26 protein-coding genes and 1 riboswitch are annotated in these 23,681 nt (G+C 66.6%); of the genes, 12 read left to right on the forward strand and 14 right to left on the reverse strand.

Annotation, left to right across the window (positions count from 1 at the left end; all coding sequences use genetic code 11):
• Positions 1-110 precede the first annotated feature (110 nt).
• Positions 111-1,310: a molybdopterin-synthase adenylyltransferase MoeB gene (gene moeB / locus AC5RUU_RS00425; RefSeq protein WP_493973262.1), complete on the reverse strand. Its 1,200-nt coding sequence runs from the start codon at positions 1,308-1,310 to the stop codon at positions 111-113.
• 84 nt (positions 1,311-1,394) lie between these two features.
• Here moeB and AC5RUU_RS00430 point away from each other — a divergent pair, with 84 nt between their 5' ends.
• Genes AC5RUU_RS00430 through AC5RUU_RS00440 form a run of 3 tightly spaced genes read left to right on the forward strand, consistent with a single transcriptional unit; the run spans position 1,395 to position 2,673 of the window.
• Positions 1,395-2,060: a TetR/AcrR family transcriptional regulator gene (locus AC5RUU_RS00430; RefSeq protein ID WP_493973263.1), complete on the forward strand. Its 666-nt coding sequence runs from the start codon at positions 1,395-1,397 to the stop codon at positions 2,058-2,060.
• 49 nt (positions 2,061-2,109) lie between these two features.
• Positions 2,110-2,334, forward strand: coding sequence for a DUF3107 domain-containing protein (locus tag AC5RUU_RS00435; protein WP_493973264.1), 225 nt, complete (start codon positions 2,110-2,112; stop codon positions 2,332-2,334).
• A gap of 36 nt (positions 2,335-2,370) precedes the next feature.
• A complete protein-coding gene (locus AC5RUU_RS00440) occupies positions 2,371-2,673 on the forward strand; it encodes a hypothetical protein (protein ID WP_493973265.1) in 303 nt (100 codons plus the stop codon).
• A gap of 72 nt (positions 2,674-2,745) precedes the next feature.
• Here AC5RUU_RS00440 and AC5RUU_RS00445 read toward each other — a convergent pair whose 3' ends face one another.
• The 4 genes from AC5RUU_RS00445 to thiO form a co-directional block, all read right to left on the reverse strand.
• Positions 2,746-3,084 carry a 4a-hydroxytetrahydrobiopterin dehydratase gene (locus AC5RUU_RS00445; RefSeq protein WP_493973266.1) on the reverse strand — a complete coding sequence of 113 codons (339 nt, stop codon included), beginning with the start codon at positions 3,082-3,084 and terminating at the stop codon, positions 2,746-2,748.
• A 45-nt stretch (positions 3,085-3,129) separates the two neighbouring features.
• Positions 3,130-3,945, reverse strand: a complete 816-nt coding sequence (locus tag AC5RUU_RS00450) for a thiazole synthase (RefSeq protein ID WP_493973267.1) — start codon at positions 3,943-3,945, stop codon at positions 3,130-3,132.
• Positions 3,946-3,949: 4 nt separating this feature from the next.
• Complete coding sequence (gene thiS, locus AC5RUU_RS00455) at positions 3,950-4,186, reverse strand: sulfur carrier protein ThiS (protein ID WP_493973268.1); 237 nt, start codon at positions 4,184-4,186, stop codon at positions 3,950-3,952.
• Positions 4,183-5,517, reverse strand: coding sequence for a glycine oxidase ThiO (gene thiO, locus AC5RUU_RS00460; RefSeq protein WP_493973269.1), 1,335 nt, complete (start codon positions 5,515-5,517; stop codon positions 4,183-4,185). The genes thiS and thiO overlap by 4 nt, the downstream gene beginning before the upstream one ends.
• Positions 5,510-5,628: riboswitch (TPP riboswitch) on the reverse strand. It overlaps the preceding gene by 8 nt.
• Positions 5,629-5,655: 27 nt before the next feature.
• Between thiO and thiE the strand changes: the two genes are divergently transcribed.
• The 4 genes from thiE (at position 5,656) to AC5RUU_RS00480 (ending at position 10,874) form a co-directional block, all read left to right on the forward strand.
• Complete coding sequence (thiE, locus tag AC5RUU_RS00465) at positions 5,656-6,396, forward strand: thiamine phosphate synthase (protein WP_493973270.1); 741 nt, start codon at positions 5,656-5,658, stop codon at positions 6,394-6,396.
• Positions 6,397-6,481: 85 nt separating this feature from the next.
• Positions 6,482-7,978 (forward strand): RNB domain-containing ribonuclease, encoded by a 1,497-nt coding sequence (locus AC5RUU_RS00470; protein ID WP_493973271.1) that lies wholly within the window; start codon positions 6,482-6,484, stop codon positions 7,976-7,978.
• A gap of 302 nt (positions 7,979-8,280) precedes the next feature.
• The gene (locus AC5RUU_RS00475) at positions 8,281-9,993 is read left to right on the forward strand and encodes a DEAD/DEAH box helicase (protein ID WP_493973272.1); all 1,713 of its coding nucleotides are present in this window, start codon (positions 8,281-8,283) and stop codon (positions 9,991-9,993) included.
• 8 nt (positions 9,994-10,001) lie between these two features.
• The gene (locus AC5RUU_RS00480) at positions 10,002-10,874 is read left to right on the forward strand and encodes a DNA-methyltransferase (protein WP_493973273.1); all 873 of its coding nucleotides are present in this window, start codon (positions 10,002-10,004) and stop codon (positions 10,872-10,874) included.
• A gap of 62 nt (positions 10,875-10,936) precedes the next feature.
• Here AC5RUU_RS00480 and AC5RUU_RS00485 read toward each other — a convergent pair whose 3' ends face one another.
• Positions 10,937-11,785: a PHP domain-containing protein gene (locus tag AC5RUU_RS00485; protein ID WP_493973274.1), complete on the reverse strand. Its 849-nt coding sequence runs from the start codon at positions 11,783-11,785 to the stop codon at positions 10,937-10,939.
• Positions 11,786-11,865: 80 nt separating this feature from the next.
• On the opposite strand from AC5RUU_RS00485, the gene AC5RUU_RS00490 reads away from it, so the two are divergent.
• Positions 11,866-13,446, forward strand: coding sequence for an aminopeptidase P family protein (locus AC5RUU_RS00490; protein WP_493973275.1), 1,581 nt, complete (start codon positions 11,866-11,868; stop codon positions 13,444-13,446).
• A gap of 79 nt (positions 13,447-13,525) precedes the next feature.
• Here AC5RUU_RS00490 and AC5RUU_RS00495 read toward each other — a convergent pair whose 3' ends face one another.
• Positions 13,526-14,506 (reverse strand): YflT domain-containing protein, encoded by a 981-nt coding sequence (locus tag AC5RUU_RS00495; RefSeq protein WP_493973276.1) that lies wholly within the window; start codon positions 14,504-14,506, stop codon positions 13,526-13,528.
• 77 nt (positions 14,507-14,583) lie between these two features.
• Between AC5RUU_RS00495 and AC5RUU_RS00500 the strand changes: the two genes are divergently transcribed.
• The 3 genes from AC5RUU_RS00500 to AC5RUU_RS00510 are packed head-to-tail and all read left to right on the forward strand — an operon-like array spanning position 14,584 to position 17,696.
• Positions 14,584-15,867 (forward strand): magnesium transporter MgtE N-terminal domain-containing protein, encoded by a 1,284-nt coding sequence (locus AC5RUU_RS00500; RefSeq protein ID WP_493973277.1) that lies wholly within the window; start codon positions 14,584-14,586, stop codon positions 15,865-15,867.
• Positions 15,851-16,555, forward strand: a complete 705-nt coding sequence (locus tag AC5RUU_RS00505; RefSeq protein WP_493973278.1) for a DUF1003 domain-containing protein — start codon at positions 15,851-15,853, stop codon at positions 16,553-16,555. Before AC5RUU_RS00500 ends, AC5RUU_RS00505 begins: the two co-directional genes overlap by 17 nt.
• Positions 16,556-16,592: 37 nt before the next feature.
• Entirely contained in the window at positions 16,593-17,696 is a 1,104-nt protein-coding gene (locus tag AC5RUU_RS00510) for an Mrp/NBP35 family ATP-binding protein (RefSeq protein ID WP_493973279.1), read from the forward strand.
• A 50-nt stretch (positions 17,697-17,746) separates the two neighbouring features.
• Here the strand turns inward: AC5RUU_RS00510 and AC5RUU_RS00515 are convergent, their stop codons facing one another.
• The 3 genes from AC5RUU_RS00515 to sigE form a co-directional block, all read right to left on the reverse strand.
• Positions 17,747-18,157, reverse strand: a complete 411-nt coding sequence (locus tag AC5RUU_RS00515) for a twin-arginine translocase TatA/TatE family subunit (RefSeq protein WP_493973280.1) — start codon at positions 18,155-18,157, stop codon at positions 17,747-17,749.
• A 69-nt stretch (positions 18,158-18,226) separates the two neighbouring features.
• On the reverse strand, positions 18,227-19,087 hold the full coding sequence (locus AC5RUU_RS00520) for an anti-sigma factor (protein WP_493973281.1): 861 nt from the start codon (positions 19,085-19,087) through the stop codon (positions 18,227-18,229).
• 7 nt (positions 19,088-19,094) lie between these two features.
• The gene (gene sigE, locus AC5RUU_RS00525) at positions 19,095-19,709 is read right to left on the reverse strand and encodes an RNA polymerase sigma factor SigE (RefSeq protein ID WP_493973282.1); all 615 of its coding nucleotides are present in this window, start codon (positions 19,707-19,709) and stop codon (positions 19,095-19,097) included.
• Between the two features lie 228 nt (positions 19,710-19,937).
• On the opposite strand from sigE, the gene AC5RUU_RS00530 reads away from it, so the two are divergent.
• Positions 19,938-20,570 (forward strand): O-methyltransferase, encoded by a 633-nt coding sequence (locus AC5RUU_RS00530; protein ID WP_493973283.1) that lies wholly within the window; start codon positions 19,938-19,940, stop codon positions 20,568-20,570.
• Between the two features lie 87 nt (positions 20,571-20,657).
• Here AC5RUU_RS00530 and AC5RUU_RS00535 read toward each other — a convergent pair whose 3' ends face one another.
• The 4 genes from AC5RUU_RS00535 to AC5RUU_RS00550 all read right to left on the reverse strand — a co-directional run bounded on the left by AC5RUU_RS00535 (position 20,658) and on the right by AC5RUU_RS00550 (position 23,585).
• Positions 20,658-20,825, reverse strand: coding sequence for a DUF3117 domain-containing protein (locus AC5RUU_RS00535; RefSeq protein ID WP_009357720.1), 168 nt, complete (start codon positions 20,823-20,825; stop codon positions 20,658-20,660).
• Positions 20,826-21,057: 232 nt separating this feature from the next.
• Positions 21,058-22,338 carry a hypothetical protein gene (locus AC5RUU_RS00540; RefSeq protein WP_493973284.1) on the reverse strand — a complete coding sequence of 427 codons (1,281 nt, stop codon included), beginning with the start codon at positions 22,336-22,338 and terminating at the stop codon, positions 21,058-21,060.
• Positions 22,335-22,754: a DivIVA domain-containing protein gene (locus tag AC5RUU_RS00545; RefSeq protein WP_493973285.1), complete on the reverse strand. Its 420-nt coding sequence runs from the start codon at positions 22,752-22,754 to the stop codon at positions 22,335-22,337. Before AC5RUU_RS00545 ends, AC5RUU_RS00540 begins: the two co-directional genes overlap by 4 nt.
• Before the next feature lie 48 nt (positions 22,755-22,802).
• On the reverse strand, positions 22,803-23,585 hold the full coding sequence (locus AC5RUU_RS00550) for an LOG family protein (RefSeq protein ID WP_493973286.1): 783 nt from the start codon (positions 23,583-23,585) through the stop codon (positions 22,803-22,805).
• Positions 23,586-23,681: the final 96 nt, after the last annotated feature.

A 23,681-nucleotide genomic window follows, 5' to 3' on the forward strand; every position in this document is an offset into this window, starting at 1 on the left:
TAACATCCTGCGCCTAACCTGGCAACGTTCTCTCACTTTCCTGGAGGGAGTGAGAAAGCGTCGCCCAAATTGAAGCCAAAAGTGAGAGAGCGTCTCTGGCGGGTTCCGGCCTAGTAAACGGGTTTGTGCGGTTCCACGTCGCGCACCCAGGAGAGAATGCCGCCGTCGAGATGGCTGACCCGCTGGTAGCCCGCCTTCTGTGCCGCCGCCAGGACGTTGGCTGACCTCGTCCCGGCCTTGCACAGGAACACGATGTCCCTGTCCTGCGGAATTTCCGCCCAGGCATCCCCTGCCAGGATCCGCCCCTGCGGAATCAGCACGGCACCGTCGATCCGGACAATGTCGAATTCGCCCGGCTCCCGAACGTCCACCAGCTCAAAGTCCTTCAGCCCGGCTTTCCGGGACGCCAGCATGGTGGCCAGCTGCGTGGCCGTGACGGTGTGTTCGGTATCCGCGGGCGAGGCAGGGGTGATGCCGCAGAAAGCCTCGTAGTCCGTCAAATCGGTGATGGGCTCCGCCGCGGGGTCCTTGGACACGCGGATCTCCCGCCAGCTGCCGCCCAGGGCATCGAACAGGGCGACGCGGCCGAGCAGGGAACGTCCGACGCCGGTAACCAGCTTGACTGCCTCCGTCACCATCAGCGATCCGACGGCGGCGCACAGCATGCCGAACACGCCGCCCTCGCCGCAGGACGGAACGGAGCCCGCGGGCGGTGCCTCCGGGTAGAGGTCGCGGTAGGTGGGGCCGTGCTTTGCCCAAAACACGCTGACCTGGCCGTCGAACCGGAAGATTGATCCCCAGACGTAGGGCTTGCCGAGGATGGCTGCGGCATCGTTGACCAGGTAGCGTGTGGCAAAGTTGTCCGCCCCGTCAAGGATCAGGTCGTAGCCGGCGAACAGCTCCAGGGCATTCGAAGCGTCCAGGCGCACGTCGTGCAGCCGGACGTCCACCAGCGGGTTGAGCGCGGCGATGGCGTCCCGGGCCGACTCGATCTTGGGCCTGCCTACGTCGGCCACGCCGTGGATGACCTGGCGCTGCAGGTTGGAAAGGTCCACGGCGTCGTCATCGATGATGCCGATGGTTCCGACACCGGCTGCCGCCAGGTATAGCAGCGCCGGCGATCCCAGCCCGCCGGCGCCAATCACCAGGACTTTCGCATTCTTGAGCCGCCGCTGCCCGAGGGTCCCGATTTCGGGAATGATGAGGTGCCGGGAGTAGCGCTCCACCTCCGCAGGGGTGAGCTCACCGGCGGGTTCCACCAGGGGATCCAACGAAACAGATGAAACATTTGCGGTGAAAGTCGAAGCCATACTTCAATGTATGCCCCGGGGTACCGCCGGGTCATATTACCCCGCAGTAAAGTGGAGGTAACTGCAACGGAAAGAAGGACAAGCGTGGTCCATGAAGCACGGGCTGGCCGCCCGCCCGCCGCCGAACCGCAGGCTTCCGCGCGTCCGGCAGGACAGCGCTCCGCCCGGCTTCCCCGGGACGAGCGCCGCGCCCAGCTCCTTTCCGCAGCCCAGGAAGTGTTCGTGGCGAACGGCTACCACGGCGCGGCCATGGACGAAATCGCTGAGACGGCCCACGTGAGCAAACCCGTTTTGTACCAGCATTTTCCGTCGAAACGGGAGCTGTACCTGGCACTGCTGGAAAGCCACCTTGCATCCCTCACGGAGCTGATGCTCGGGGCACTGAACTCCACTACCGACAATAAGGAACGCGTGCAGGCCGTCATGCGGGCCTACTTCCAATTCATTGCCAACGACGACCAAGCCCACCGCCTGGTCTTCGAATCCGACCTCATCAACGACCCCGATGTCAGCTCGCGGCTGGAGACGTTCAACCGCACCTTCGCCGATGCAATTGCACGCGTTATTGCCGAGGACACGAAGCTCCCCCATCTTGAAGCGGAGCTCCTGGGGCGGGGACTTGCCGGAATGGCCCATGTCAGTGCCCGCTACTGGCTCGAGACGGACGGCAACCTGGACCTCGATGTGGCCAGTGACCTCATCTACCGTTTAGCTTGGCGCGGAATCTCTCGCTTCCCCAAGGAGTCCTAGACTACAAATAAGACATCATCAACGAACTTTGACTGGCTGGGAGGCCCCTGTGGAAATTAAGATCGGCGTTCAGAATGTTGGCCGCGAGATTGTGCTGGAATCGACCCAGGACGCAGAGACGGTGGCCAAGGTTGTGGGCGAAGCCATCAACGCCGGCAGCGAGCTTCGCCTCACGGACGACAAGGGACGCCTGATCATTATTCCCGGCAATGCCCTCGGCTACGTGGAGATCGGCGCCGAAGAGGTCCGCCGCGTAGGATTCGGCCAGTTCTAGCCTCCGCTGGCATAGCCGCAAATCCCGAGGAGATCCATGCTTTCCCTGACCATCGTTGTGCTGGCGACGGCGGCCGCAGGCTTTATCGTCTGGGCGAATGACAAGCGGCACACCAAGTACGGTGCGGGCCTGCCGGCGGGCGTCGCCGTCGTTGTGGGGGCCCTGGCCTGGATCGTTTTGATGGCGGCGGGCTTCGGCTACCTGCCGGGGCTGACCTGGCTTCCGTGGGTCCTTCCCATCGTGCTGGGCGCTGCCGCGGCCGTCGCTGCCGTCCTTTACCTGGGCCGCAGCCGCGCCCGGCATGACACCCAGCGGCTCACGGCGATCCTTCGCCGCTGAGCCTGGCAATGCCGCAGTGCACGTGGCCGCCGCCCATCAGGGCGGCGGCCACGGTCCTTTAAAACCGGTCGGCTACTGCCCGGGCGGGTAGCGGGACGGTTCAGCTTTCGCCCCCACGGCAGCCGCTGCCTCGCTGGCGCCGGTTGCCGCAGCGAGGTCCCGTGTGGTCACCTGCCCGCCTGCGTCATGCGAGCTGTAGCGGATGAAGACGCAGTTGTAGCGCCAGTCCAGGTCCGGATGGTGGTTCTGCTCTTCGGCCAGGCGTCCAACGGCGGCGATCAGCGTCAGTGCGGCCGCCGCCGTCGGCGTCTTGAAGACGGTGACCAGCCCGCCGTTGTTGTACCGCCAGTCCGGCAGCCGGATAAGGGCTTCGTCAATTTGTTCCGGAGGAAGGACACCTTTGCCGGCCACTGTTGCTCCTTGGTCCAGGGGCATCGGCCGGCACGATGTAGAGGGCTACAGGAATTCCGCCCGACCTTCCATCGCCGACGACGCCAGCGCGTGTTCGCGGCGGGGTATGCGGCCTGCCGCTTTTGCCAGCCTACCGGCGATGACGGCGTGTTTGAATGCCTCCCCCATCAGGGCCGGGTTTTGCGCCCGGGTTACCGCCGTGGCCAACAGCACGGCGTCACAGCCGAGTTCCATGGCGAGTGCGGCGTCGGAGGCCGTGCCGATCCCGGCGTCAAGGACGACGGGAACAGAGGCACGGGAGACGATGAGCTCGATGTTGTGCGGGTTAAGGATTCCCAGGCCCGTGCCAATGGGTGCTCCAAGCGGCATCACCGCCGTGGCGCCGAGGTTCTCCAGCCGCAGTGCAAGGACGGGGTCGTCGTTGGTGTAGGCGAACACCTTGAAGCCACGGCTCACCAGCTGTTCGGTTGCGTCCACGAGTTCAACGGCGTCAGGGAGGAGCGTATGCTCGTCGGCAATGACCTCGAGTTTCACCCAGTCTGTTTCCAGCGCCTCGCGTGCGAGTTCGGCCGTGAGGACTGCATCCCGGGCCGTGAAGCAGCCGGCAGTATTGGGCAGCACCCGTATGCCGTGGTCCACCAGCAGCTGGAACAGCGAGCCCGTCTCCGCGGTGGAATAGCGCCGCATCGCCACGGTGGTCAGCGCCGTGCCGGAGGCCAGGAGAGCCGCGCCCAGGCCCTGCAGGCTGGGGGCACCGCCGGTGCCCATGATCAGCCGGGATGCCAGGGGAACGCCGTCGATGACCAGGGCGTCGTCCAGTACAGGCGCTCCAGCCGAGGGAAGGGTGGTGCTTTCCGTCATGGTGTCAGCCTCCCTGCACAGCCGTGACGAGTTCGACGTCGTCACCGTCGGCGAGCGCTGTTGCGAACCATTGGCTGCGGGGCACCACGACGGCGTTGTGTGCCACCGCGACGCCCAGCCTTTTGCCGTCCGTTGCCTGGCCGTCAGGGCCGAGTGCGCGGCCGGTGACCTCGCCGACGAGCGTAGTGATGGAGGCCCCTTCAGCCACCAAGTGGTGGTTTCCGTTCAGGGTGATCTTCATGCTGTCTCCTTGATGTTGAAACTTGGGGCGGGGGATTCATGGCCGGAAAAGCGGCCCGGGTTGAACGGCTCCCAGCGGGGGTCCGCGGTGCCGTCCAAGAGATCCCGGCAGATGGCGGCGGCGACGGGCGAGAGGAGGACGCCGTGCCGGAAGAACCCCGTGGCGATGATCAGGCCGGCGATGTGAGCCGGCTGCCCGGGACTTGATTCACCAGACACCGGCACCCTTCCCAGCAGCGGGGCATTGTCCGGGGTTCCCGGCCGGGCCCGCGCCGTGCACTCCAACACTTCAAGCTCGGCGACAGCGGGCACCAGTACCTGCGCGTCCCGGAGGAGCTGGTAGACCCCGCCCGCGGATACGCCGCTGCGGCCAGAGCAGGGGTTTTGGTGCGCCGGGGCATCAGTCCCGGCGAGGGCGTCCTCACGCTGGGTGGCTCCGATCACCACTGTCCCGTCCGCCCGGGGGACGATGTACACCGGCACGCCGCGGACCAGTCCACGGACGGTGGAAGTCACCAGCGGTTGGAGCTGGCGGGGCACGGCAAGGCGCAGGATGTCCCCATGCACTGGCCGCAGCGGCAGGTGCAGGCCCCCTGGAAGGTCCGACAGGCCGCCGGCGTCCAGTCCATTGGCCACCACTGTTTCGCCGGCCAGGACGGTGCCGCCGCCAGCGAGCCGGACGCCGGCAACTTCTCCGCCGGCCCACACCAGGCCCAGGGCCCGGTCCGGCACCGCGTAGCCATCCACCGTCCCTGCTGCGGTTCCGATGCCGCCGGTGCGGGCAACGTGGTCTGCCATGGCGCGCCGCAGGCAGGACACCAGGAGACGGGGATCCACCTGGTGGTCCGAGGGTGTGTCGAGGGCGCAGGCGATGGCCGGGCTCAGCAGGGGTTCACGCCGCCGGGCCTCGCGGACGGTCAGGGGCTCCACCGCAAGTCCGTTGGCCGCCTGCACCGCGCGCAGGTCCATCAGTGCCTGGCGGTCGGCGGCATCGGCACCCACGGCGAGGGTCGGTGTCGGAAGGTAGCCGGTTCGCTGACCGGAGGCGGCCTCCAATTCGGTGGCAAAGCGGGGCCACTTGGCCGAGGACGCCAGCATGAGGTCCAGGAGGTCCTCCTCCTGGTAGTGCAACTCGCTCACGGGCGCGAGCATCCCGGCAGCCGCCCAGCTGGCACCTGAGCCCGGCGCGTCGTCGATCAGCGCCACGGTGCGCCCCGAGCGTTGGGCTTCCCAGGCGATCGCGTGTCCGACCACGCCCCCGCCGATCACTGCTACGTCGGCCCGGATGGTGCTGTCCGGGGACGCCGGGGGCGCTGTGTCTGGGATGCGCATGTGGTTCCTTCCCTACGCCGGTACTAGCCGGATCAGGTCAAGCGGTCGGCTCTAACGCCCTCTCAGCCGGGCGCTTTATGACAGCTGCCACGGGCTCCCGCAGTACGAGGCCAGTGTAGAGGAACTAGGCTTGCAGCCATGAATGTGTCCCGCTCCCCTGCCGCTGCCGGCGCCTCCGCAACCGATGCCTTCACCACAGCCGAAGGAACCTTCGGGCTGAAGGCTGCCCGCCTGTACCTTTGCACCGACGCCCGCCGGGACCGGGGCGACTTCGCGGACTTCGTCGACGCTGCCTTCGCCGGGGGCGTGGACATCATCCAGCTCCGCGACAAGTCCATCGAAGCGGCGGAGGAGCTGGAACTCCTGGCCGTCCTGAAGGAGACCGCGCAGCGCCACGGCCGGTTGTGGGCCGTCAACGACCGTGCCGACATCGCCGTGCTGTCCGGTGCGCCCGTGTTCCACATCGGCCAAAAGGACCTGCCTCTGCCGGCGGCACGCACCCTGCTCAACGGCAACGGTGCCATCGGGCTCTCAAGCCACACGACGGCCCAAGTTGATGCCGCCCTCGCTGCCGCAGCCGGACCCGCCGGCCTGGACTACTTTTGCGTGGGGCCGGTCTGGGCCACACCCACCAAACCCGGCAGGGCCGCGGTCGGACTGGACCTGGTGAGGTACGCCGCAACAGCCACTGCCGGTTCCCGTGACGCCGGATCCGGGGTGCCCTGGTTCGCGATCGGCGGCATCGACCACGCCAATGTGGAGCAGGTGGTGGACGCCGGAGCCCGCAGGATTGTGGTGGTCCGTGCGATCACCGAAGCGACCGACCCCGCCGCGGCGGCAGCCTCACTCCTGGCCACCCTGGATGCTGCCGGTTCCTGACTTGCCCGGCAGGGCAACACGGCCCGGCCCTTCCGTGGAGCCGATGCCCTGCATATTCGACGGTCTTCCGGCTAGGCTGATTTTCGTGTCACATCATCGGCTGGCTCCCAACGTCCATGAGCACAACAACGCCCTGGAAGAGGCATTGGGCGCGTTGCGGACGGAGCTGGAACTTCCGGGGCCGTACCCGGAACCTGCTGTCCGTGACGCGGAGGCCGCCGTGGCTGCGCTGGAACTGCCGGCCTACGATCTGACCGGGGTCGAATTCATCACCATCGACCCCGCGTCGTCCACCGACCTGGACCAGGCCCTGTTCATCGAAGCCGACGGCGACGGCTACCACGTGCTGTACGCCATCGCCGACGTTCCCGCCTTCGTAACGCCCGGCGGTCCGCTGGACACCGAAACCCGGCGCCGCGGGCAGACTTTCTATGCCCCCGACGGGCGGATTCCGCTGCATCCGGAGGTGATCAGCGAAGGCGCGGGAAGCCTGCTGCCGGGGCAGGACTGTTCCGCCTTTGTCTGGGACTTCCGCCTGGACGGGAACGCGGAAGTCACCTCTGTCGCTGTCAGGCGGGCGAGGATTCGCAGCCGGGCCAAATTGAGCTACAAGGGCGCGCAGGCCGAGCTGGATGCCGGGAGCGCATCCCCGGTCCTGCAACTGCTGAAAGAAGTGGGCCTCAAGCGCGTGGAGCTGGAACGCGCGCGGGACGGCGCCAGCCTTAACATGCCGGAGCAGGAGATTGTCCAGCTCCCGGATGGGGGCTACCGTATCGCCGCCGCCCCGCAGCTGCCCGTTGAGGACTGGAACGCCCAGATCTCGCTCATGACGGGGATGGCCGCGGCGCAGCTCATGCTGGCTGGCAAAGTGGGGATCCTGCGGACCATGCCGGCACCCGATGAACGTTCCCTGAACCACTTCAGGCTCCAGACTGAGGTGCTGGGGAAACCGTGGGACGGGCAGGCCGGCTACGGCGAGTACCTGCGCACCCTGGACCCCACCGAACCCCGCCAGCTGGCGATCCTGCACTCGGCAGGGATGCTGTTCCGTGGAGCCTCCTACACTGCCTTTGACGGCAGCATCCCGGAGGACGCGGTCCAGTCAGCCATCGGTGCCGCCTACGCCCACACCACCGCTCCCCTGCGACGGCTAGTGGACCGTTTCGTGCTGGTGATCTGTGAGGCCCTGAGCAATGGCGGCAACGTGCCCGGCTGGGCACGGGAGGCCCTTCCCTCACTGCCCGAGATCATGGCGGGCTCTGACCAGCTGGCGTCCCGGATGGAGCGGATGGCCCTGGATACCGTGGAAGCTGCGCTGCTGGTGAACCATGTCGGCCAGGAGTTCGATGCCATCGTCATCTCCGGGTCGAAGCCGCAGAAGGACAACGGGAACGGTGGCAACGGCAGGAACGGAAACGGGAAGAACGGAAACGGGAACGGCGGCTCCGGCGTCATCCAGATTGCCGAACCTGCCGTAACGGCCCGCTGCGCCGGCGATCTGGAGTCAGGCACGAAGGTCCGCGTCCGCCTGCTTTCCTCCGACATCGCCACCCGTGAGGTCCACTTCGAACTGGTCGACTGACGCGCGCTGGAGGCCCAGCTTCCCGGCCTGCAAAGCGCAAAAGCCGGTATTCAGGCCCTGTGCCGCTAGACTGGAGGAGTAGAAATGGATGCCCGGTCGTTGATTTCCTTGATTTGAAACCAACAAGCCCGCCCCTACGCGATCTTGAGATTTGCCCGCTGGTCACCAGTGCCAGCATTTAGATAGCCCGCGATCGGCTTCCACTGGAATTGCTTGCGCGCTTCGAGCGTGCTCCGGACCGGCCTTGCGGCCGGTCCGTTGAGCAGGCAGCGCCAATGCCCAAATGAATAAGGAAACTCCCTGTGAGTGAATTGCATACCCACCAGCTTCTGACAGACGAGACCGGCACTGAGACCATTGAGCCGGAAGAGACCATCATCTCGGACGAGAAGCCGCACGAAATTGCGGAGAAGTCCTTCTCCGACTACAACGTCCGCGAGGACATCGTAGAATCGCTGGCCGACGCCGGGATCACCCACCCCTTCCCCATCCAGGCCATGACCCTGCCGGTGGCACTGTCCGGACACGACATCATTGGCCAGGCCAAGACCGGCACCGGCAAGACCCTCGGTTTCGGCATCCCCGCCCTGCAGCGTGTCATCGGCCAGGACGACCCCGGCTACGCCAAGCTGGCCGTCCCGGGTGCACCGCAGGCACTGGTGATTGTCCCCACCCGTGAACTCGCAGTGCAGGTGGCCAACGACCTGCAGACGGCATCCCGCAAGCGCAATGCCCGCATCGCCACCATCTATGGCGGCCGTGCCTATGAGCCTCAGGTGGAGGCGCTGAAGCAGGGCGTGGAGGTTGTGGTTGGCACCCCCGGACGCCTCATCGACCTCTACAAGCAACGGCACCTGAGCCTCAAGAACGTCAAAATCGTGGTCCTTGACGAGGCTGATGAAATGCTGGACCTCGGGTTCCTGCCTGACGTGGAGACCCTGATCGCCGCCACCCCGGCCGTCCGGCAGACCCTGCTGTTCTCCGCCACCATGCCCGGCCCGGTCATCGCGATGGCCCGGCGCTACATGACGCAGCCCACACACATCCGCGCCGCCGATCCGGACGACGAGGGATTGACCAAGCGCGACATCCGCCAGCTGATCTACCGCGCCCACAGCATGGACAAGACCGAGGTGGTGGCCCGCATCCTCCAGGCCAGGGGCCGCGGACGCACCATCATCTTCACCAAGACCAAGCGCACCGCCGCCAAGGTGGCAGAGGAGTTGGTGGACCGCGGGTTCGCCGCCGCCGCCATCCACGGCGACCTGGGCCAGGGTGCCCGCGAACAGGCCCTGCGTGCCTTCCGCAACAACAAGGTGGATGTCCTGGTGGCCACGGACGTCGCGGCCCGCGGCATCGACGTCGAGGACGTCACCCACGTCATCAATTACCAGTGCGTGGAAGACGAGAAGATCTACCTGCACCGGGTGGGCCGCACCGGCCGCGCCGGTAACAAGGGCACAGCGGTTACGTTCGTGGACTGGGACGACATGCCGCGCTGGGGACTGATCAACAAGGCCCTGGGCCTGAGCGTGCCCGAGCCCGTGGAAACGTACTCGTCCTCGCCCCACCTGTACACGGACCTCGATATCCCCGAGGGCACCAAGGGCCGGCTGCCGCGTGACAAGCGGACGCTTGCCGGGGTGGACGCCGAGGTCCTCGAGGACCTGGGCGAGACGGGCAAGAAGAACAGCCGCGGCGGGGACGGCCGCGACCGCGCCGGACGGGGACGCCAGGGCCGCCCCGGCACCCGCGAAGGCGGACGCGAAGGCACCCGCGAAGGCGGACGGGAAGGCGGACGTGAAGGCGGACGGGGTGGCGAGTCCGGCGGCCGCTCGGGCGAGCGCCGCCGTCGTACGCCCGATTCAGCGGCCGCCGGCCCCGCCGGCGAGGCTGCATCGAACGACGGCGAGCAGCCCACGCGTGCCCGCCGCACCCGGACCCGGACCCGCCGCCGGAACGGCGAAGTGGTTGCCGGCACCGACAAGGGTGCACAGCCTGGCACTGAGGGCTAACTGCCCTGATGACTGACACTGTTTGGGCGCCGGACGGCGGCAGCCTGGTGGTGCACGCGGACAACGCGGAGTACCTCCCCACGCTGCCGGACGGCGCCTTCACACTGATTTACGTGGATCCGCCCTTCAACACGGGCAGGCCGCAGCGGCGCCAGGAGACCAGGATGGTGGCCAACGCCGAGGGCGGCGGGGACCGCGTGGGCTTCAAGGGCCGCTCCTATGACACCATCAAGGGCGCCCTGCACCGTTACGACGACGCGTTCAGCGACTACTGGTCCTTCCTGGAGCCACGGCTCGTGGAAGCGTGGCGGCTGCTCGCTGAGGACGGGACGTTGTACCTGCACCTCGACTACCGCGAGGTTCATTACGCCAAGGTGATGCTGGACGCCATCTTTGGCCGGGAATGCTTCCTGAACGAAATCATCTGGGCCTATGACTACGGCGCCCGCGCCAAGAACCGCTGGCCCACCAAGCATGACAACATCCTGGTCTACGTCAAGAACCCGGCGAAGTACCACTTCGACAGCGCCGAGGTGGACCGGGAACCGTACATGGCCCCCGGACTGGTCACCCCGGCCAAGCGCGAGCTGGGCAAGCTGCCCACCGACGTCTGGTGGCACACCATCGTCTCCCCCACCGGCAAGGAAAAAACGGGCTACCCCACGCAGAAGCCGGAGGGCCTGGTCCGCCGCGTGGTGGCCGCGTCGAGCCGGCCCGGTGACTGGTGCCTGGACTTCTTCGCCGGCTCCGGAACGCTGGGCGCGGTGGCTGCGAAGTTGGGCCGCAGGTTCGTGTGCGTGGACCAGAACCAGCCCGCCGTGGACATCATGGCGAAGCGCCTGGGTGCGCACGCCACCCTCGTGACCCGCCAGCCCAACTAGGTCGCACTAACTGTCGTTTTGACCGCCCAAAACGACATGTGCTGCTACTTAGTTGGGAAGGGTCAGGGGCGGACGACGGCGGTCCCGGTCCCCAGGTCCTCGATCCGGGCAAGGACATCCGGCGCCGTGAGGTTTTCACCCAGCAGGTTGGGTTTGCCGGTGCCGTGGTAATCGGAGGATCCCGTGACCAGCAGGTCGTGCTTCGCCGCCAGCCGCCGGAGGAACGCGCGCCCTTCCTCCGGGTTGTCGCGGTGGTCAATCTCCAGGCCTGCCAGGCCGGCGTCGATCATCTCCCGGTAGGTACGCTCCCCGACTGTCCTGCCGCGTGCGGAGGCCACAGGGTGGGCAAACACCGGGACTCCCCCGGCGGCGCGGACAAGTTCGACGGCGGTGGCGGGGTCCGGTGCGTAGTGCTGGATGAAGTAGCGCGAACGCGAGGTGAGGATGGTGGCAAAGGCCTCGGAACGGTCCTCCACCACCCCTGCGGCCACGAGGGCGTCGGCGATGTGGGGGCGTCCGAGGGTGGCGCCGGGAGCCACGTGGTGGATGACGTCGTCCCAGGTGAGCGGATAATCCTCAGCCAGGAGCGTAACCATCCGCTCGGCGCGGGTGAGCCGGGCGTCCTTGGCTTTGGTGATTTCCTCCAGCAGACCCGCGTGGGCGGGATCATGCAGGTAGCTCAGGAGGTGGACGCTGATGCCTTCCCCGGTCCGGCAGGAAACCTCCATGCCGGGCACCAGTGCCACCCCTTGTTCAACAGCTGCCGCGGACGCTTCCGCCCAGCCATCCGTTGAGTCGTGGTCGGTCAGTGCCACCACATCCAGTCCGGCGCGGGCGGCGGACGCCATTACCTCGGCGGGTTTCTCCGTGCCGTCGGAGACATTGGAGTGGGCATGCAGGTCAATCCTCACCTGTCCAGACTAGTAGACACTGGCGCCAACCCCGGCGGAACCCGTTCGCATCGCCGGGAACCTGGTGAGACGATGGTGCCGTGAACGATGCCGAAAACACCCCGAACTCTGCTTCCCAGCCGCTGGAAGAGCGCGTCAACAACCGCTCGCAGCGCCCCAGTTCCGACGCCTTCAAAGCCTTCATGGCCAGCAACTGGGCGCCGTCCAGCCAGGAACTTCCGGGCCGCGACGCCGTGGCCGCCTACGTCGCGACCCGGCGTAAGGCCATCTCGGCCAAGTTCAGGGGGGAACGCCTGGTCATCCCCGCGGGTCCGCTGAAGGTCCGCTCCAACGACTGCGACTACCGCTTCCGCCCGCACTCGGGCTTTGCCCACCTGACCGGCCTTGGCCTGGACCACGAGCCGGACGCTGTCCTGATCCTGGAACCCGTGGAGGAAGGAAAGGGCGACGACGGCGGGCATCACCGCGCCACGCTGTACTTCCGGCCGCTGGCCGGCAGGGACACGGAGCAGTTCTACGCCGACGCGCGGTCGGGCGAGTTCTGGATTGGCGCCCGCCCCACCCTGGCCGAATTCGAGGCCCGCCTGGGCCTGGCAACAGCCCACATCGACCAGCTGGAAACAGCCATCACCAAGAACGTGGGCGCCCCGGAAATCGGCGGCATCTCCATCCGCCTGGTGCGCAAGGTGGACGAGAACATCGACGCGCTTGTGGACACCGCCCGGTACAACACCGCCAAGGACCCCGAAAACCTGGACCTCGGCGTGCTCGATGCCATGGACGAAAAGCTCAGTGAGGCCCTCTCCGAGCTGCGCCTGCTCAAGGATGAGTGGGAAATCGAGCAGATGAAGGCTGCGGTGGCTGCCACCGTTGAAGGGTTCGAAGAAGTAGTAAGGGCACTGCCCCGTGCCCTCACCCATGCCCGCGGGGAGCGTGTGGTGGAAGGCGCGTTCTTCGCCCGTGCACGCGAGGTGGGCAACGAACTGGGCTATGACACCATTGCAGCCTCCGGGAACAACGCAACAGTCCTGCACTGGACCCGCAATACGGGAAAGGTCCACGCCGGCGACCTGCTGCTGCTGGACGCCGGCGTCGAGGTGGACTCACTGTACACGGCGGACATCACGCGGACCCTTCCGGCCAGCGGGGCGTTCAGTGACGTGCAGCGCAAGGTTTACCAGGCAGTGCTTGACGCGGCTGACGCAGGCTTCGCCGCGGCGCAGCCCGGCACCAAATTCCGCGATATCCACACGGCGGCCACCACCGTCCTGGCCGAACGGCTGTCTGAATGGGGCCTCCTCCCGGTCAGCGTGGAAGAAGCCATCAGCCCCGAAGGCCAGCAGCACCGCCGCTGGATGCCCCACGGCACCAGCCACCACCTGGGCCTTGACGTCCATGACTGCGCCCAGGCCAAGCGGGAACTCTACCTGGACGGCATCCTCACCGAGGGCATGGTGTTCACCATCGAGCCCGGCCTATATTTCAAGGCCGAAGACCTGGCGATCCCGGAGGAATACCGCGGCATCGGTGTCCGGATCGAGGACGACATCCTGATGACCGCCGACGGCCCCGTCAACCTCAGTGCAGCCCTGCCCCGCAAGGCAGAGGACGTGGAGGACTGGATGGCCGGCATCTACCGCGAGGCGGACGGCGCGAAGTAGCAAGGCAAACAAAAACGGGCCACCGGATGTGGACTGGATCAGTCCACATCCGGTGGCCCGCTTTGCGGAAGGGTAAGGCCTACTGCCGTGGATCGGCCGGGCGCTGCCCGTTTGCGTCAGGGTTTTCGTCGGCCCCCGGCTGGTTGCCGCTGCCCTGGACCCCGTCCTGCGTAGCCTCGGTGTGACCGGCAACGGGAGCCGCGCCCGGCCGGGCGGGCTCTGCAGCCGGAGCCTGCGGCAGCCGCACCCCGTACTGGGGCCGGCCGTCCGGCAGGTCCGGGTAACGGACCGAGCGTGCCGGTGCAGCTGCCGGCTCCTGGCGGGCGCCGCCGTCGTAATTCTGCCCGTCAAACTGTGGGCCGCCCTGCTGCTGGCCGCCGGCAGGGTAGCCGCCGTTCTGCGCGGAAGACCCGGTGGACTGCCCGTAGGGGTCGTGCCAGCCGGACGGACGGGCAGGGCCCTGGCCCGGCTTCTGGTAGGGCTGGTCCTGCTGGTACGGCTGGTTGTAGTGGTCCCGCTGGGTGTAGGGGCCGCTGCCCGCCGCCGCGTCCGAGGGGGTCATCGGGAGCTGGTGCAGGAGCCGGCGGGCCTCGTGCGAGGCCTCGGGCGGGACGATGACGTCATAAGTGGTGGCAACCACTTGGCTGGTGGAGGTGAAGTCCCTCTTGCCGCGCTGCATGGCGTAGGTGACAATCCCGAAGAGCATGAAGAACGCGGCGCCCATCAGCACCGAGGTGAGGATGGAGAAGTACCCCGGCGACGGCGCGAAGAAGGACAGCATGACGCCGACGAACAGGCCGAACCACATGCCGCTCAACGCCCCGGAGAGCGCCACGCGGGGGTAGCTCAGGCGCCCGGTCACCCGCTCCACCATCTTCAGTTCGTTGCCTACGATGGATACCGTTTGAACCGGGAACTGCTGGTCCGCGAGGTAGTCCACCGCTTTCTGGGCGTCGAGGTAGGAGGTGTAGGAGCCGACGGTGTCGCCGGTGGGAACGGCCCTGGCCTGGTCCATGCCGTTGGGGCCACCTGCCTTGGGAGCACCAAAAATGTTTGCCATACCCCCATTCTTGCCCATGAGCATGGATGCTGGCTGTGAATTCAGCTAAAAGAGAGCAGACTCGGTAGCCTGTAGGGGTGAGCACAACACCTACTCGCGTCTTTGTCGCGCGCCTGCTGGGACTCGACGTCTTCGACCCGCTGGGCGACCGGCTGGGCCGGCTGCGCGATGTTGTTGTGCTGTCCCGCGGAACCCAGGGTGCCCCGCATGTTGTGGGCATCGTGGTGGAAGTACCGGGAAAGAAGCGCGTCTTCGTTCCGATGACGCGCATTACGTCCATCGACCAGACGCAGATCATCTGCACAGGGCTGGTGAACCTGCGCCGCTTTGAGCAGCGCGGCGCGGAAACACTGGTGGTGGCCGAGATGTTCGACCGCCGGGTTACCCTGCGGGACGGCAGCGGTGACGCCACCATCGAAGATATCGCCATGGACCAGCACCGTTCCCGTGACTGGTTCGTCAGCAAGCTTTTTGTCCGGCGGGGCCATTCACTGTCCCCCCTGAGCCGGCTGCGGCGGAACGAGACGCTGATCATCGACTGGGCCGACGCGCTGCAGGGCCCGCGGACGGAGCCCCAGGCCGCAACCCAGTTCGTGGCCAATCACGAGGACCTCAAGCCCGCGGACTTTGCCGAGGCGCTGCAGGAGATGAGCGACAAGCGCCGCTTCGAAGTGGCCAGCGAGCTTCAGGACGAACGCCTCGCAGACGTCCTGCAGGAACTGCCGGAAGACGACCAGGTGGAGATCCTTTCCGCCCTGGATGTCCAGCGCGCCGCCGACGTGCTGGAGGAGATGGACCCGGACGACGCCGCCGACCTCCTTGGCGAGCTTCCCTCCGCCCAGGCGGAGGAACTGCTCCAGCTGATGGAACCGGAAGGCGCCGAAGACGTCCGACGGCTGCTGGAATACGACGAGGACACCGCCGGCGGCCTGATGACGCCCGTGCCCGTCATCCTGCCCCCGGAGGCCACGGTTGCCGAGGCGCTGGCCCATGTGCGCCGCGAGGAACTGTCCCCGGCGCTTGCATCCTCAATCTTCATTACCCGGCCGCCGCTGGAAACTCCCACCGGCCGTTTCCTGGGCGTGGTGCACATCCAGCAGCTGTTGCGGTTCCCGCCGTTCGAGCCGCTGGGCAACCTGGTGGACAAGAACCTCGAACCGCTGTCCGACCAGGCACACATCAGCGAGGTGGCCCGGACCCTGGCCACGTACAACCTGAACTCACTTCCGGTGGTCAACGACGCCGGCCGGCTTGTGGGGGCGGTGACTGTTGATGACGTCCTGGATCATCTGTTGCCGGATGATTGGCGCGCCCATGATGGCGAAGCCCCGATAAGAAAGCTCGGTGGACGTATTGGCTGACAACACTGCTCCAAAGAACCCCGGCCAGCGGCACCCTGGCAAGCCAGCCAAGAACAATGTGGGCAGCCTGGATACACCCCTGAGCGGCCGCCAGCGGATCCTGCCCAAGCTCTCCCCCGACCCTGATGCCTTTGGCCACGCCACCGAAGGTTTTGCCCGCTTCATGGGCACCCCGCAGTTCCTGCTCTACATGACGGTGTTTGTGGTTGTCTGGCTGGCCTGGAACACGTTTGCACCGTTCCAATGGCAGTTCGACTCCCGCGACCTCGGCTTTACGCTCCTCACCCTGATGCTGTCGTTGCAGGCCTCGTACGCGGCGCCGCTGCTGCTGCTGGCCCAGAACCGGCAGGACGACCGGGACCGCGTTTCGCTGCAGCAGGACCGCCAGCGTGCCGAGCGCAACCTGTCCGACACCGAGTACCTCACCCGGGAACTGGCTTCGCTGCGGATCGCGCTGCGTGAGGTTGCCACCCGTGACTACGTCCGGGCGGAGCTGCGGTCGCTGCTGGAGGACATGCTGGAGGCGCAGGAGGAGTTGCGGACCCACGACCCCTCCGGCCCCGGGAGCCACGAGTCTCCGAAGGACAAGGTCAAGGACAAGCTGCGGGAACAGCGTGACCGGCAGCGGAGCCCCAGGACGCAGCAGATTCCAAGGGTTAAACCCGGCCATTCCTCCCAGGACCGCTAAGGAGCGCACCATCAGTAACACCTCGCTGGCGGAGGCTGTGCATCACGCACTGGCCACCGTGATCGACCCCGAGTTGCGCCGCCCCATAACGGAGCTGGGCATGGTGGAGTCCGTTGAAATTTCCGACGGCGGCAGGGTGCGCCTCGCCGTGCTGCTCACCATTGCCGGCTGCCCGCTGCGGGACACCATCACCGCGGATTCCGAGAAGGCGCTGTCCGCGGTACCTGGCGTCACCGCCGTCGACATTGACCTGAAAGTCATGAACCAGGCGCAGCGGGATGCACTCAAGGAAAAGCTCCGCGGCGCCGGCGCCCAGCGCGGCATCCCGTTCAACCAGCCCGAGTCGCTCACCAAGGTCTTCGCCGTCGCCAGCGGCAAGGGCGGTGTAGGGAAGTCCTCGGTCACCGTGAACCTGGCCTGCGCAATGGCTGCGCAGGGCCTGCGGGTGGGCATTGTGGACGCGGACGTGTACGGCTTCTCCGTTCCTGCCCTGATGGGCATCACCCAGGCGCCCACCCGGGTGGACGACATGATCCTGCCGCCCGTTGCCTACGGGGTGAAGGTGATCTCCATTGGCATGTTCGTCACCGGCAACCAGCCCGTGGCCTGGCGCGGCCCCATGCTGCACCGCGCCCTGGAGCAGTTCCTCACCGACGTCTATTTCGGCGACCTGGACGCCCTGTTCCTTGACCTTCCGCCGGGTACCGGGGACATCGCCATCTCCGTTGCCCAGTTGTTGCCCAAAGCCGAGATCCTGGTGGTCACCACGCCCCAGGCCGCAGCAGCGGATGTCGCAGAGCGGGCCGGCGCCATCGCCACCCAGACCGGCCAGAAGGTAGCGGGCGTCATCGAGAACATGTCCTATTTGGAGATGCCCGACGGCGGCCGGATGGAATTGTTCGGAAGCGGCGGCGGGGCGGTCCTCACCCAGAGATTGACGGCCACGGTGGGTGCGGAGGTTCCCCTGCTGGGGCAGATCCCGCTGGACATCCAGCTCCGTGAAGGCGGGGATGCAGGAGTTCCGATCGTCATTGGCCAGGCCGGCACGCCCGCAGCTGCGGCGCTGTCGGGTATCGCTGCCCGGCTTGCGGCGGTGCCGCGGGGGCTGGCGGGCATGAAACTGGGGCTCCAGCCGCGCTGACGGACGCTGCGGCGTCCGCTTGGGACGGTCAGGTGCGGGTGGCCGGACGCTCAGGTGGCTTCGGTGTCGTAGGGCGCGGCTTCTCCGGCCGGGAGCGACTGCACCACGCGCTGCGGCCCGGCCGGAGCGTGCTCCACGGCGGCGACGGCCGCCGCGCCCGAGACAGCGGCCACTGCGGCCGGTGCGCCTGCGCTGACCGGTTTGGAGTCCTCGTCGAGGAGTGCTTCCTTGATGATGCGGCGGGGATCGTATTGGCGGGGATCGTATTTCTTCCAGTCGACATCGTCGATGTCGATCCCCACTTCTTCCTTGATCTGCTCGCGGGCGCCGGATGCCATCCGGCGGACTTCCTTGACGAGGTTCGCCAGCTTCTGGGTGTATTCGGGCAGCCTCTGGGGACCGATCACCAGGACGCCAATGATCAGCAGAAGAAAGAACTCCGGGCCGTTGATTCCAAACACTTTAGGAAGATTACCCTCTCCGGGCTGCCACTGACGATTTCCCTCCCGCGGTGGCGGCCACTGCGCCCATCACCGCGTAAAGAGGGCCACGACGTTGTTGATCCCGCGCTGCATCCGGGAGCCCACGGACTCGCCGGCCCCGGACCGCGCCGTCTCCTTCGCGGCGGCTGCCACTCCGGCTGCGGATTGGCTGCCCAGCCGCTGCAGGATAGGCACGGCATCGTCGGCCCGGTCTGCGGGAAGGTCGGACTCGTAGGTGAAAGTACGGCCCAATGCCCTGTACGTGGCGGTCCACGGGGAGGAGCCACCCAGTTGCAGCGGGCTGCCCTGCTGCGCGGTGACAGCCTGTGCCGCCTCGCCGGTGGCGTGCTGTTCGGTGACGGTGGCGTAGTGGGACCCGTCGGTGAGTCGAAGGGCAACGGCCGGCTGGCCGTCAATGACAACAGCCCTGGCTGACTCAAGGCGGAACCCCATGGCTTCGAGTTCCGGGCACGCCCAGCCCTCATCGCGCAGCCTGCTGAGCTGGTCCCCGGTCAAAGTCCGGCCATCCGCAGGAGTCTGCGAGGAAACCTTGGAGAATGCCGCTGATGTGGCGGCGCCCGGACGATTGGCCGGGTCACCGGCGGCAACATAGGCTCCCACTGCGAGCACGCCGGCGGCGGCAACGGTGCTGCCGGCTGCCATGGCCAGCGTGCGGACCGCTGTACGCGGCGCCGGGGAGTGGGTGGCAGCACGTGGCTCTGCCGCCAGCGCCGACGTGCGGGCCAGGAGTCGCGCGGTCAGGTCATCGCTGGCCGGTGGGATGGGGGCCGCGCGAAGCCGTTCCAGGTACTGGCGTTCCCGGCGCAGGGCGGATGCGCATTCGTGGCACGCCGAGACGTGGCCGGGGGTTCTCTGGTGCCTGCCGCCGAGGGGGAACCGGGACCTCATGCGCCGATCAGAGGATGCCGGCTATGCGCGGCATGGCGAGCTTGCGCCGTGCCTGCTGCGGACGCGGATCCCGGTGGGCCAGCTTCTCCCGGAGCATGGTCCGGCCGCGGTGGATGCGGGACCGGACGGTGCCAAGCTTCACGCCGAGCGCCTCTGCCACCTCATCGTAAGACAGCCCCTCCAGGTCGCACAGGACCACGGCGGCCCGGAAGTCCGGCGGCAGTTCCTCCAGCGCGGCCTGGACGTCAAGGTCCAGGTTGTTCAGTTCGAAGCTCTGCTCAGGACCCGGTTCGCGTCCCGGCAGGCGCGATTCCGCGTCCTCGGCCAGAGCATCGAACCGGATGCGGGTTTTGCGCCGTGCCTGGTCAAGGAACAGGTTGGTGGTGATCCGGTGCAGCCAGCCGTCGAGCGTTCCGGGCTTGAAGTTCTCCAGCGACCGGAACACACGGACGAACACCTCCTGGGTGAGGTCTTCGGCGTCGAACTTGTTGCCGGTCAGGCGGTAGGCCAGCCGGTACACTTTTGCCGAGTGGTTGGTGACTACTTCTTCCCAGGTAGGACGGACCCACTCAGCCTCGGGATTGTTTGTTGCAGGGACAGGTGCCACAACTGAAGATGACATCGTCCACTCCCCTCGTGGAATGCTAACGCCCGGATACTGTTGACATCTCTGATTCGGCGCCGATCACCTTTTGGATGAGCGGATAATAATCATTTCAAACTTGGCTGGGAATTTCCTGACTGCCGGAAATTTCAGCCGTAGGCGCAACCCCCCGCCTCCGCTGCCGGCTCCCCCGGACACAGTAGGCTGTAGGAGACATTCCCCCTTACGCCCAGAAAGCGAATATTCATGAGCGCCGACAAGTCCATCAGCTGGTCCTATGCAGAAGATCTGCCTGCTGAGGATGAGGTCATGCTTCGGGCACGGGAGCGCTCCTTTGAACTTGGCGTTACTCCCATCGGGCCGGGGGTAGGTGCTGTCCTCACCGTCCTGGCCGCCGCCTCCAAGGCACAGACCGCCGTCGAGATCGGGACTGGCGCAGGGGTGTCCGGCGTGTGCCTCCTCCGTGGCCTGGGCCCGCAGGCTGTCCTGACCACCATCGACGTCGACGTCGAGCACCTGAAGGCTGCCCGCGAGGCTTTCGCGGAGGCCGGCAGCCCCGCCAACCGTACCCGGACCATTTCCGGCCGGGCGGGCGATGTCCTGCCGCGGCTTACAGACGCCGCCTACGACCTGGTGTTTGTTGACGCGGACAAGCCGGGCCTGCCCGGCTATGTTGAGCAGGCCATCCGGCTCCTGAAGCGCGCCGGCCTGCTGATCATCAACGACGCCCTGGATAAAGACAAAGTGGCCAACCCGGCTGGACGCGAGGCAAGCACGGTGGTCCTCCGCCAGGTGGGCAAGTCCATCCGCGACGACGACCGGCTGGCCTCGGCAATGCTTCCCACCGGAGACGGCCTGCTGGTGGCCGTCAAGAAATAGCATCCGCCGAGCATCCGCGCAGCAGGCGCACAGACGCCAAAAAGGACAGGGTCCGCAGCCCGGGGCTGCGGACCCTGTCCGGCACGATTATTCGGTAACGCCTACCAGGCATTCCTTCAGGTTTGCTGCTTCGGCAGCGTTCAGTTCGACTACCAGGCGCCCGCCGCCTTCGAGCGGGACGCGCATGATCAGGCTGCGGCCCTCCTTGGTGACTTCCATTGGGCCGTCGCCGGTGCGTGGTTTCATAGCCGCCATGAGGAAATTCCCCTCCAATTTGTCCCAGGACTGATCAGCCCGGGCGGGCTGTGTCCGCATGTCGATCAAGCCGCTATGGCGGGTTGCTTCCACCGCCAAGGCTGCGCGTATTCTGAATGCTTTTTGTCCTTGCTTACTTATCATTATCGCGGAATTACCCGCGCGTAGCTAATCGATGGACATTTTCGGCAAACCGATATTCCTGTCCTGACCTGCATCGAAGTTCGCCGCGCTACGGCGGGTAATCGCCGCCGCCCGGCAATTGCGCCCAGGCCCACAGCCAGACGATCCAAACAATCTGGAGCAGCAGGAACATGGTGACCACGGTGCCTCGGTAGGCCCGCGACCTCGACAGCAGCACCGCTCCCAGCGCCAGAGGGAAGAGCGGCAGCAGCATCCGGAAGGTACTGGTTTGCGGATGCAGGAACGCCACCAGGTAGCCCATGTAGCACGCGCACCACAACCGGAGTTCGACGCCGATACGCACCACGGATGGAAGGAACAGCATCAGGCCGAAAAGGGCCACGAATACAAACGGCGCGAGCAGTCCCAGCACCGGACCGAAGAGGTCGACGCCGGTATCGAACCACGGCTTGAAAGGCACCAGGTCGTGTCCCCGCCAGACCGTCTCGGTCTTGGTATAGGCCTCGAAGTCACCGGTTGCGGCCCACGCCGCAACCGGCCAGGCCAGGGCCGATACTCCGGCGACGGCCGTGAGGACAGCCAGCGCAACCAGGTCGCCGGCGGAGTGGGGTTCCCCTGCCCGGACGGCAGTATCCGCTCCGCTGAAGCGTCGCAGGAGCGGGAACCGCTGCAGGAACCGGTAGACCAGGACGAGCCCGAGCATGAGCGCGAAGGGAACCCCCACAGGACGCGAAAGGCATAGAAGCACCACCACCGGGATGGCCCAGAGGTACTGCCGGCGCACCACCAGCAGCAGGGCGGCCGCCAGGAGAAGCAGCGACAGCGACTCGGCGTATGGCACCTGCAGCACCGCCGACACCGGGAAGGTGGCGAAGAAGGCGACGCCCCACAGCGCCGGCGAGTGCGCCACCTTATGCCGGAACAGGGCGTAGACCAGCAGTGCCGCCCCCCAGCCGGCCAGCATTGCAATGATAGTGAGCGAGGCAGCCGCGTTCAGTCCGGTGATGCTGCCCAAGCCTCCTGCAAGCGACGGAAACAGTGGGTAGAAGGCCCAGGCGTTCTCCTGTACGTTGCCGGCGGCGTCCGTGGGAAGTACGGAAGGATACCCGTTGGCGATGATCTCGGCGTACCAGCGGGCGTCCCAGATGTTGATGAAGTTCCAATAGTCGGGCTTGGCCGGGAACCAGGGGTTGGGACCCTGGTGGAGGGCGGCCGCCATGAAGATGCAGGCGCTGGCCAGCCGGGCGCCAATGTAGACGGCGGAGACCTGCGCCCACCAGGGCCAGTTGCGGATGGCCGTGCCGGCGCGGAGGGCCAGTGCCTGCGTGGAAGCGGCGATGCCCGACCTGCGCCGCGCCACAGTGCTCACTGGCTGCTCTCCCGGGGTGCCGCCGTCCCGCCGTCGGGCGCTCCCGTGGATCCGCCGTCGTTCATTGCCGCGTTGCTTGCAGGGGGCTGCTCCTCAAGGGCCAGCAGGCGGGCGCGCAGCTCCTCAACCTCCCGCTGCCTGGCAGCAAGCTGGTCCCGCAGCTCATCGAGGACCTGGTCCACCTGGTCCATCCGGTATCCCCGGAGCCCCAGCGAGAAACGAATGCTGTCCACATCCTCAGGAGCAGCGCCGGCGGGCAACAGCACCGGGGGAAGGTTGGCTGGCGGCTGTTCAAAGCCAGTGTCCAGCAGCGCCGGCAATGGCCGGTCGTCCGTGCCTCTGCCCCGGCGCCCCACGCTGGCCCAGACAACAGCCCCGACCAGCACGATGGCGAGGAAAACCAGAAAAAAGCTCACTGTTCCATCGTGCCAGACCGGCCCGGCATGCCAGACCGGCGCGCTGACCTATTCCGGCCGCTGCTCCCCGTTCGGTGAAGGGGTAATGGCCACGTGCAGCACCCGGTCCACGGCTTCGGCCGGATCGTCAACGAGTTGGATCAAGTCCAGGTCCTTTTCCGAGACCATGCCTTCGGCCACCAGGGTTCCGCGGATCCAGTCGATCATGGGCCCCCAGAACTCGACCCCGAGAAGCACGATGGGGAACGACGTCACCTTGCGGGTCTGGACCAGCACCATGGCCTCGAACAGTTCGTCGAGGGTGCCCAGGCCGCCGGGGAGCACGATGAACCCCTGGGCGTACTTGACGAACATGGTCTTGCGGGCAAAGAAGTACCGGAAGTTGATGCCAAGGTCCACCCACTGGTTCAGGCCCTGTTCGAAGGGAAGCTCGATGCCCAGTCCCACGGAGACCCCGTTGCCTTCCACGGTGCCGCGGTTGGCTGCCTCCATGGATCCGGGTCCCCCGCCGGTGATGACAGCGACGCCGGCCTCGGCCAGTTTCCTGCCGACTTCGACGCCCATCTCGTAGTAGGGGCTGCCCGGTTTGGTGCGCGCGGAGCCGAAGACGCTGACCGCCTTACCGATGTCGGCCAGGGCGCCGAAACCCTCAACGAACTCGCTTTGGATCCTCAGGACACGCCACGGATCGGTATGGACGAACTGCCCGGGCCCCTTGGTATCAAGCAGATGCTGGTCCGACATTTCCACCGCTGCCTGCTTGCGGCGCAGTTCGAGGGGCCCCTTACGGCGCGGCTGGGAGTTCTTGGCCGGATCTGCATTGATGCTCATTCCCCTAGGCTAACCTCCCGCGGCAGGTATCTCTTGAATCACGATCCGCAGGAACGTGGGGTGATTCCCGTCATAAGGACCCGCAGTTCGCTAGAT

The organism is Arthrobacter sp. K4-10C (assembly GCF_059090085.1).

Coding starts and splice junctions, on each gene's coding strand:
- moeB (WP_493973262.1), bottom strand. CDS start 1,310: ATGGCTTCGACTTTCACCGCAAATGTTTCATCTGTTTCGTTGGATCCC.
- AC5RUU_RS00440 (WP_493973265.1), top strand. CDS start 2,371: ATGCTTTCCCTGACCATCGTTGTGCTGGCGACGGCGGCCGCAGGCTTT.
- AC5RUU_RS00450 (WP_493973267.1), bottom strand. CDS start 3,945: ATGACGGAAAGCACCACCCTTCCCTCGGCTGGAGCGCCTGTACTGGAC.
- thiS (WP_493973268.1), bottom strand. CDS start 4,186: ATGAAGATCACCCTGAACGGAAACCACCACTTGGTGGCTGAAGGGGCC.
- thiO (WP_493973269.1), bottom strand. CDS start 5,517: ATGCGCATCCCAGACACAGCGCCCCCGGCGTCCCCGGACAGCACCATC.
- thiE (WP_493973270.1), top strand. CDS start 5,656: ATGAATGTGTCCCGCTCCCCTGCCGCTGCCGGCGCCTCCGCAACCGAT.
- AC5RUU_RS00480 (WP_493973273.1), top strand. CDS start 10,002: ATGACTGACACTGTTTGGGCGCCGGACGGCGGCAGCCTGGTGGTGCAC.
- AC5RUU_RS00495 (WP_493973276.1), bottom strand. CDS start 14,506: ATGGCAAACATTTTTGGTGCTCCCAAGGCAGGTGGCCCCAACGGCATG.
- AC5RUU_RS00520 (WP_493973281.1), bottom strand. CDS start 19,087: ATGAGGTCCCGGTTCCCCCTCGGCGGCAGGCACCAGAGAACCCCCGGC.
- sigE (WP_493973282.1), bottom strand. CDS start 19,709: ATGTCATCTTCAGTTGTGGCACCTGTCCCTGCAACAAACAATCCCGAG.
- AC5RUU_RS00530 (WP_493973283.1), top strand. CDS start 19,938: ATGAGCGCCGACAAGTCCATCAGCTGGTCCTATGCAGAAGATCTGCCT.
- AC5RUU_RS00535 (WP_009357720.1), bottom strand. CDS start 20,825: ATGGCGGCTATGAAACCACGCACCGGCGACGGCCCAATGGAAGTCACC.
- AC5RUU_RS00550 (WP_493973286.1), bottom strand. CDS start 23,585: ATGAGCATCAATGCAGATCCGGCCAAGAACTCCCAGCCGCGCCGTAAG.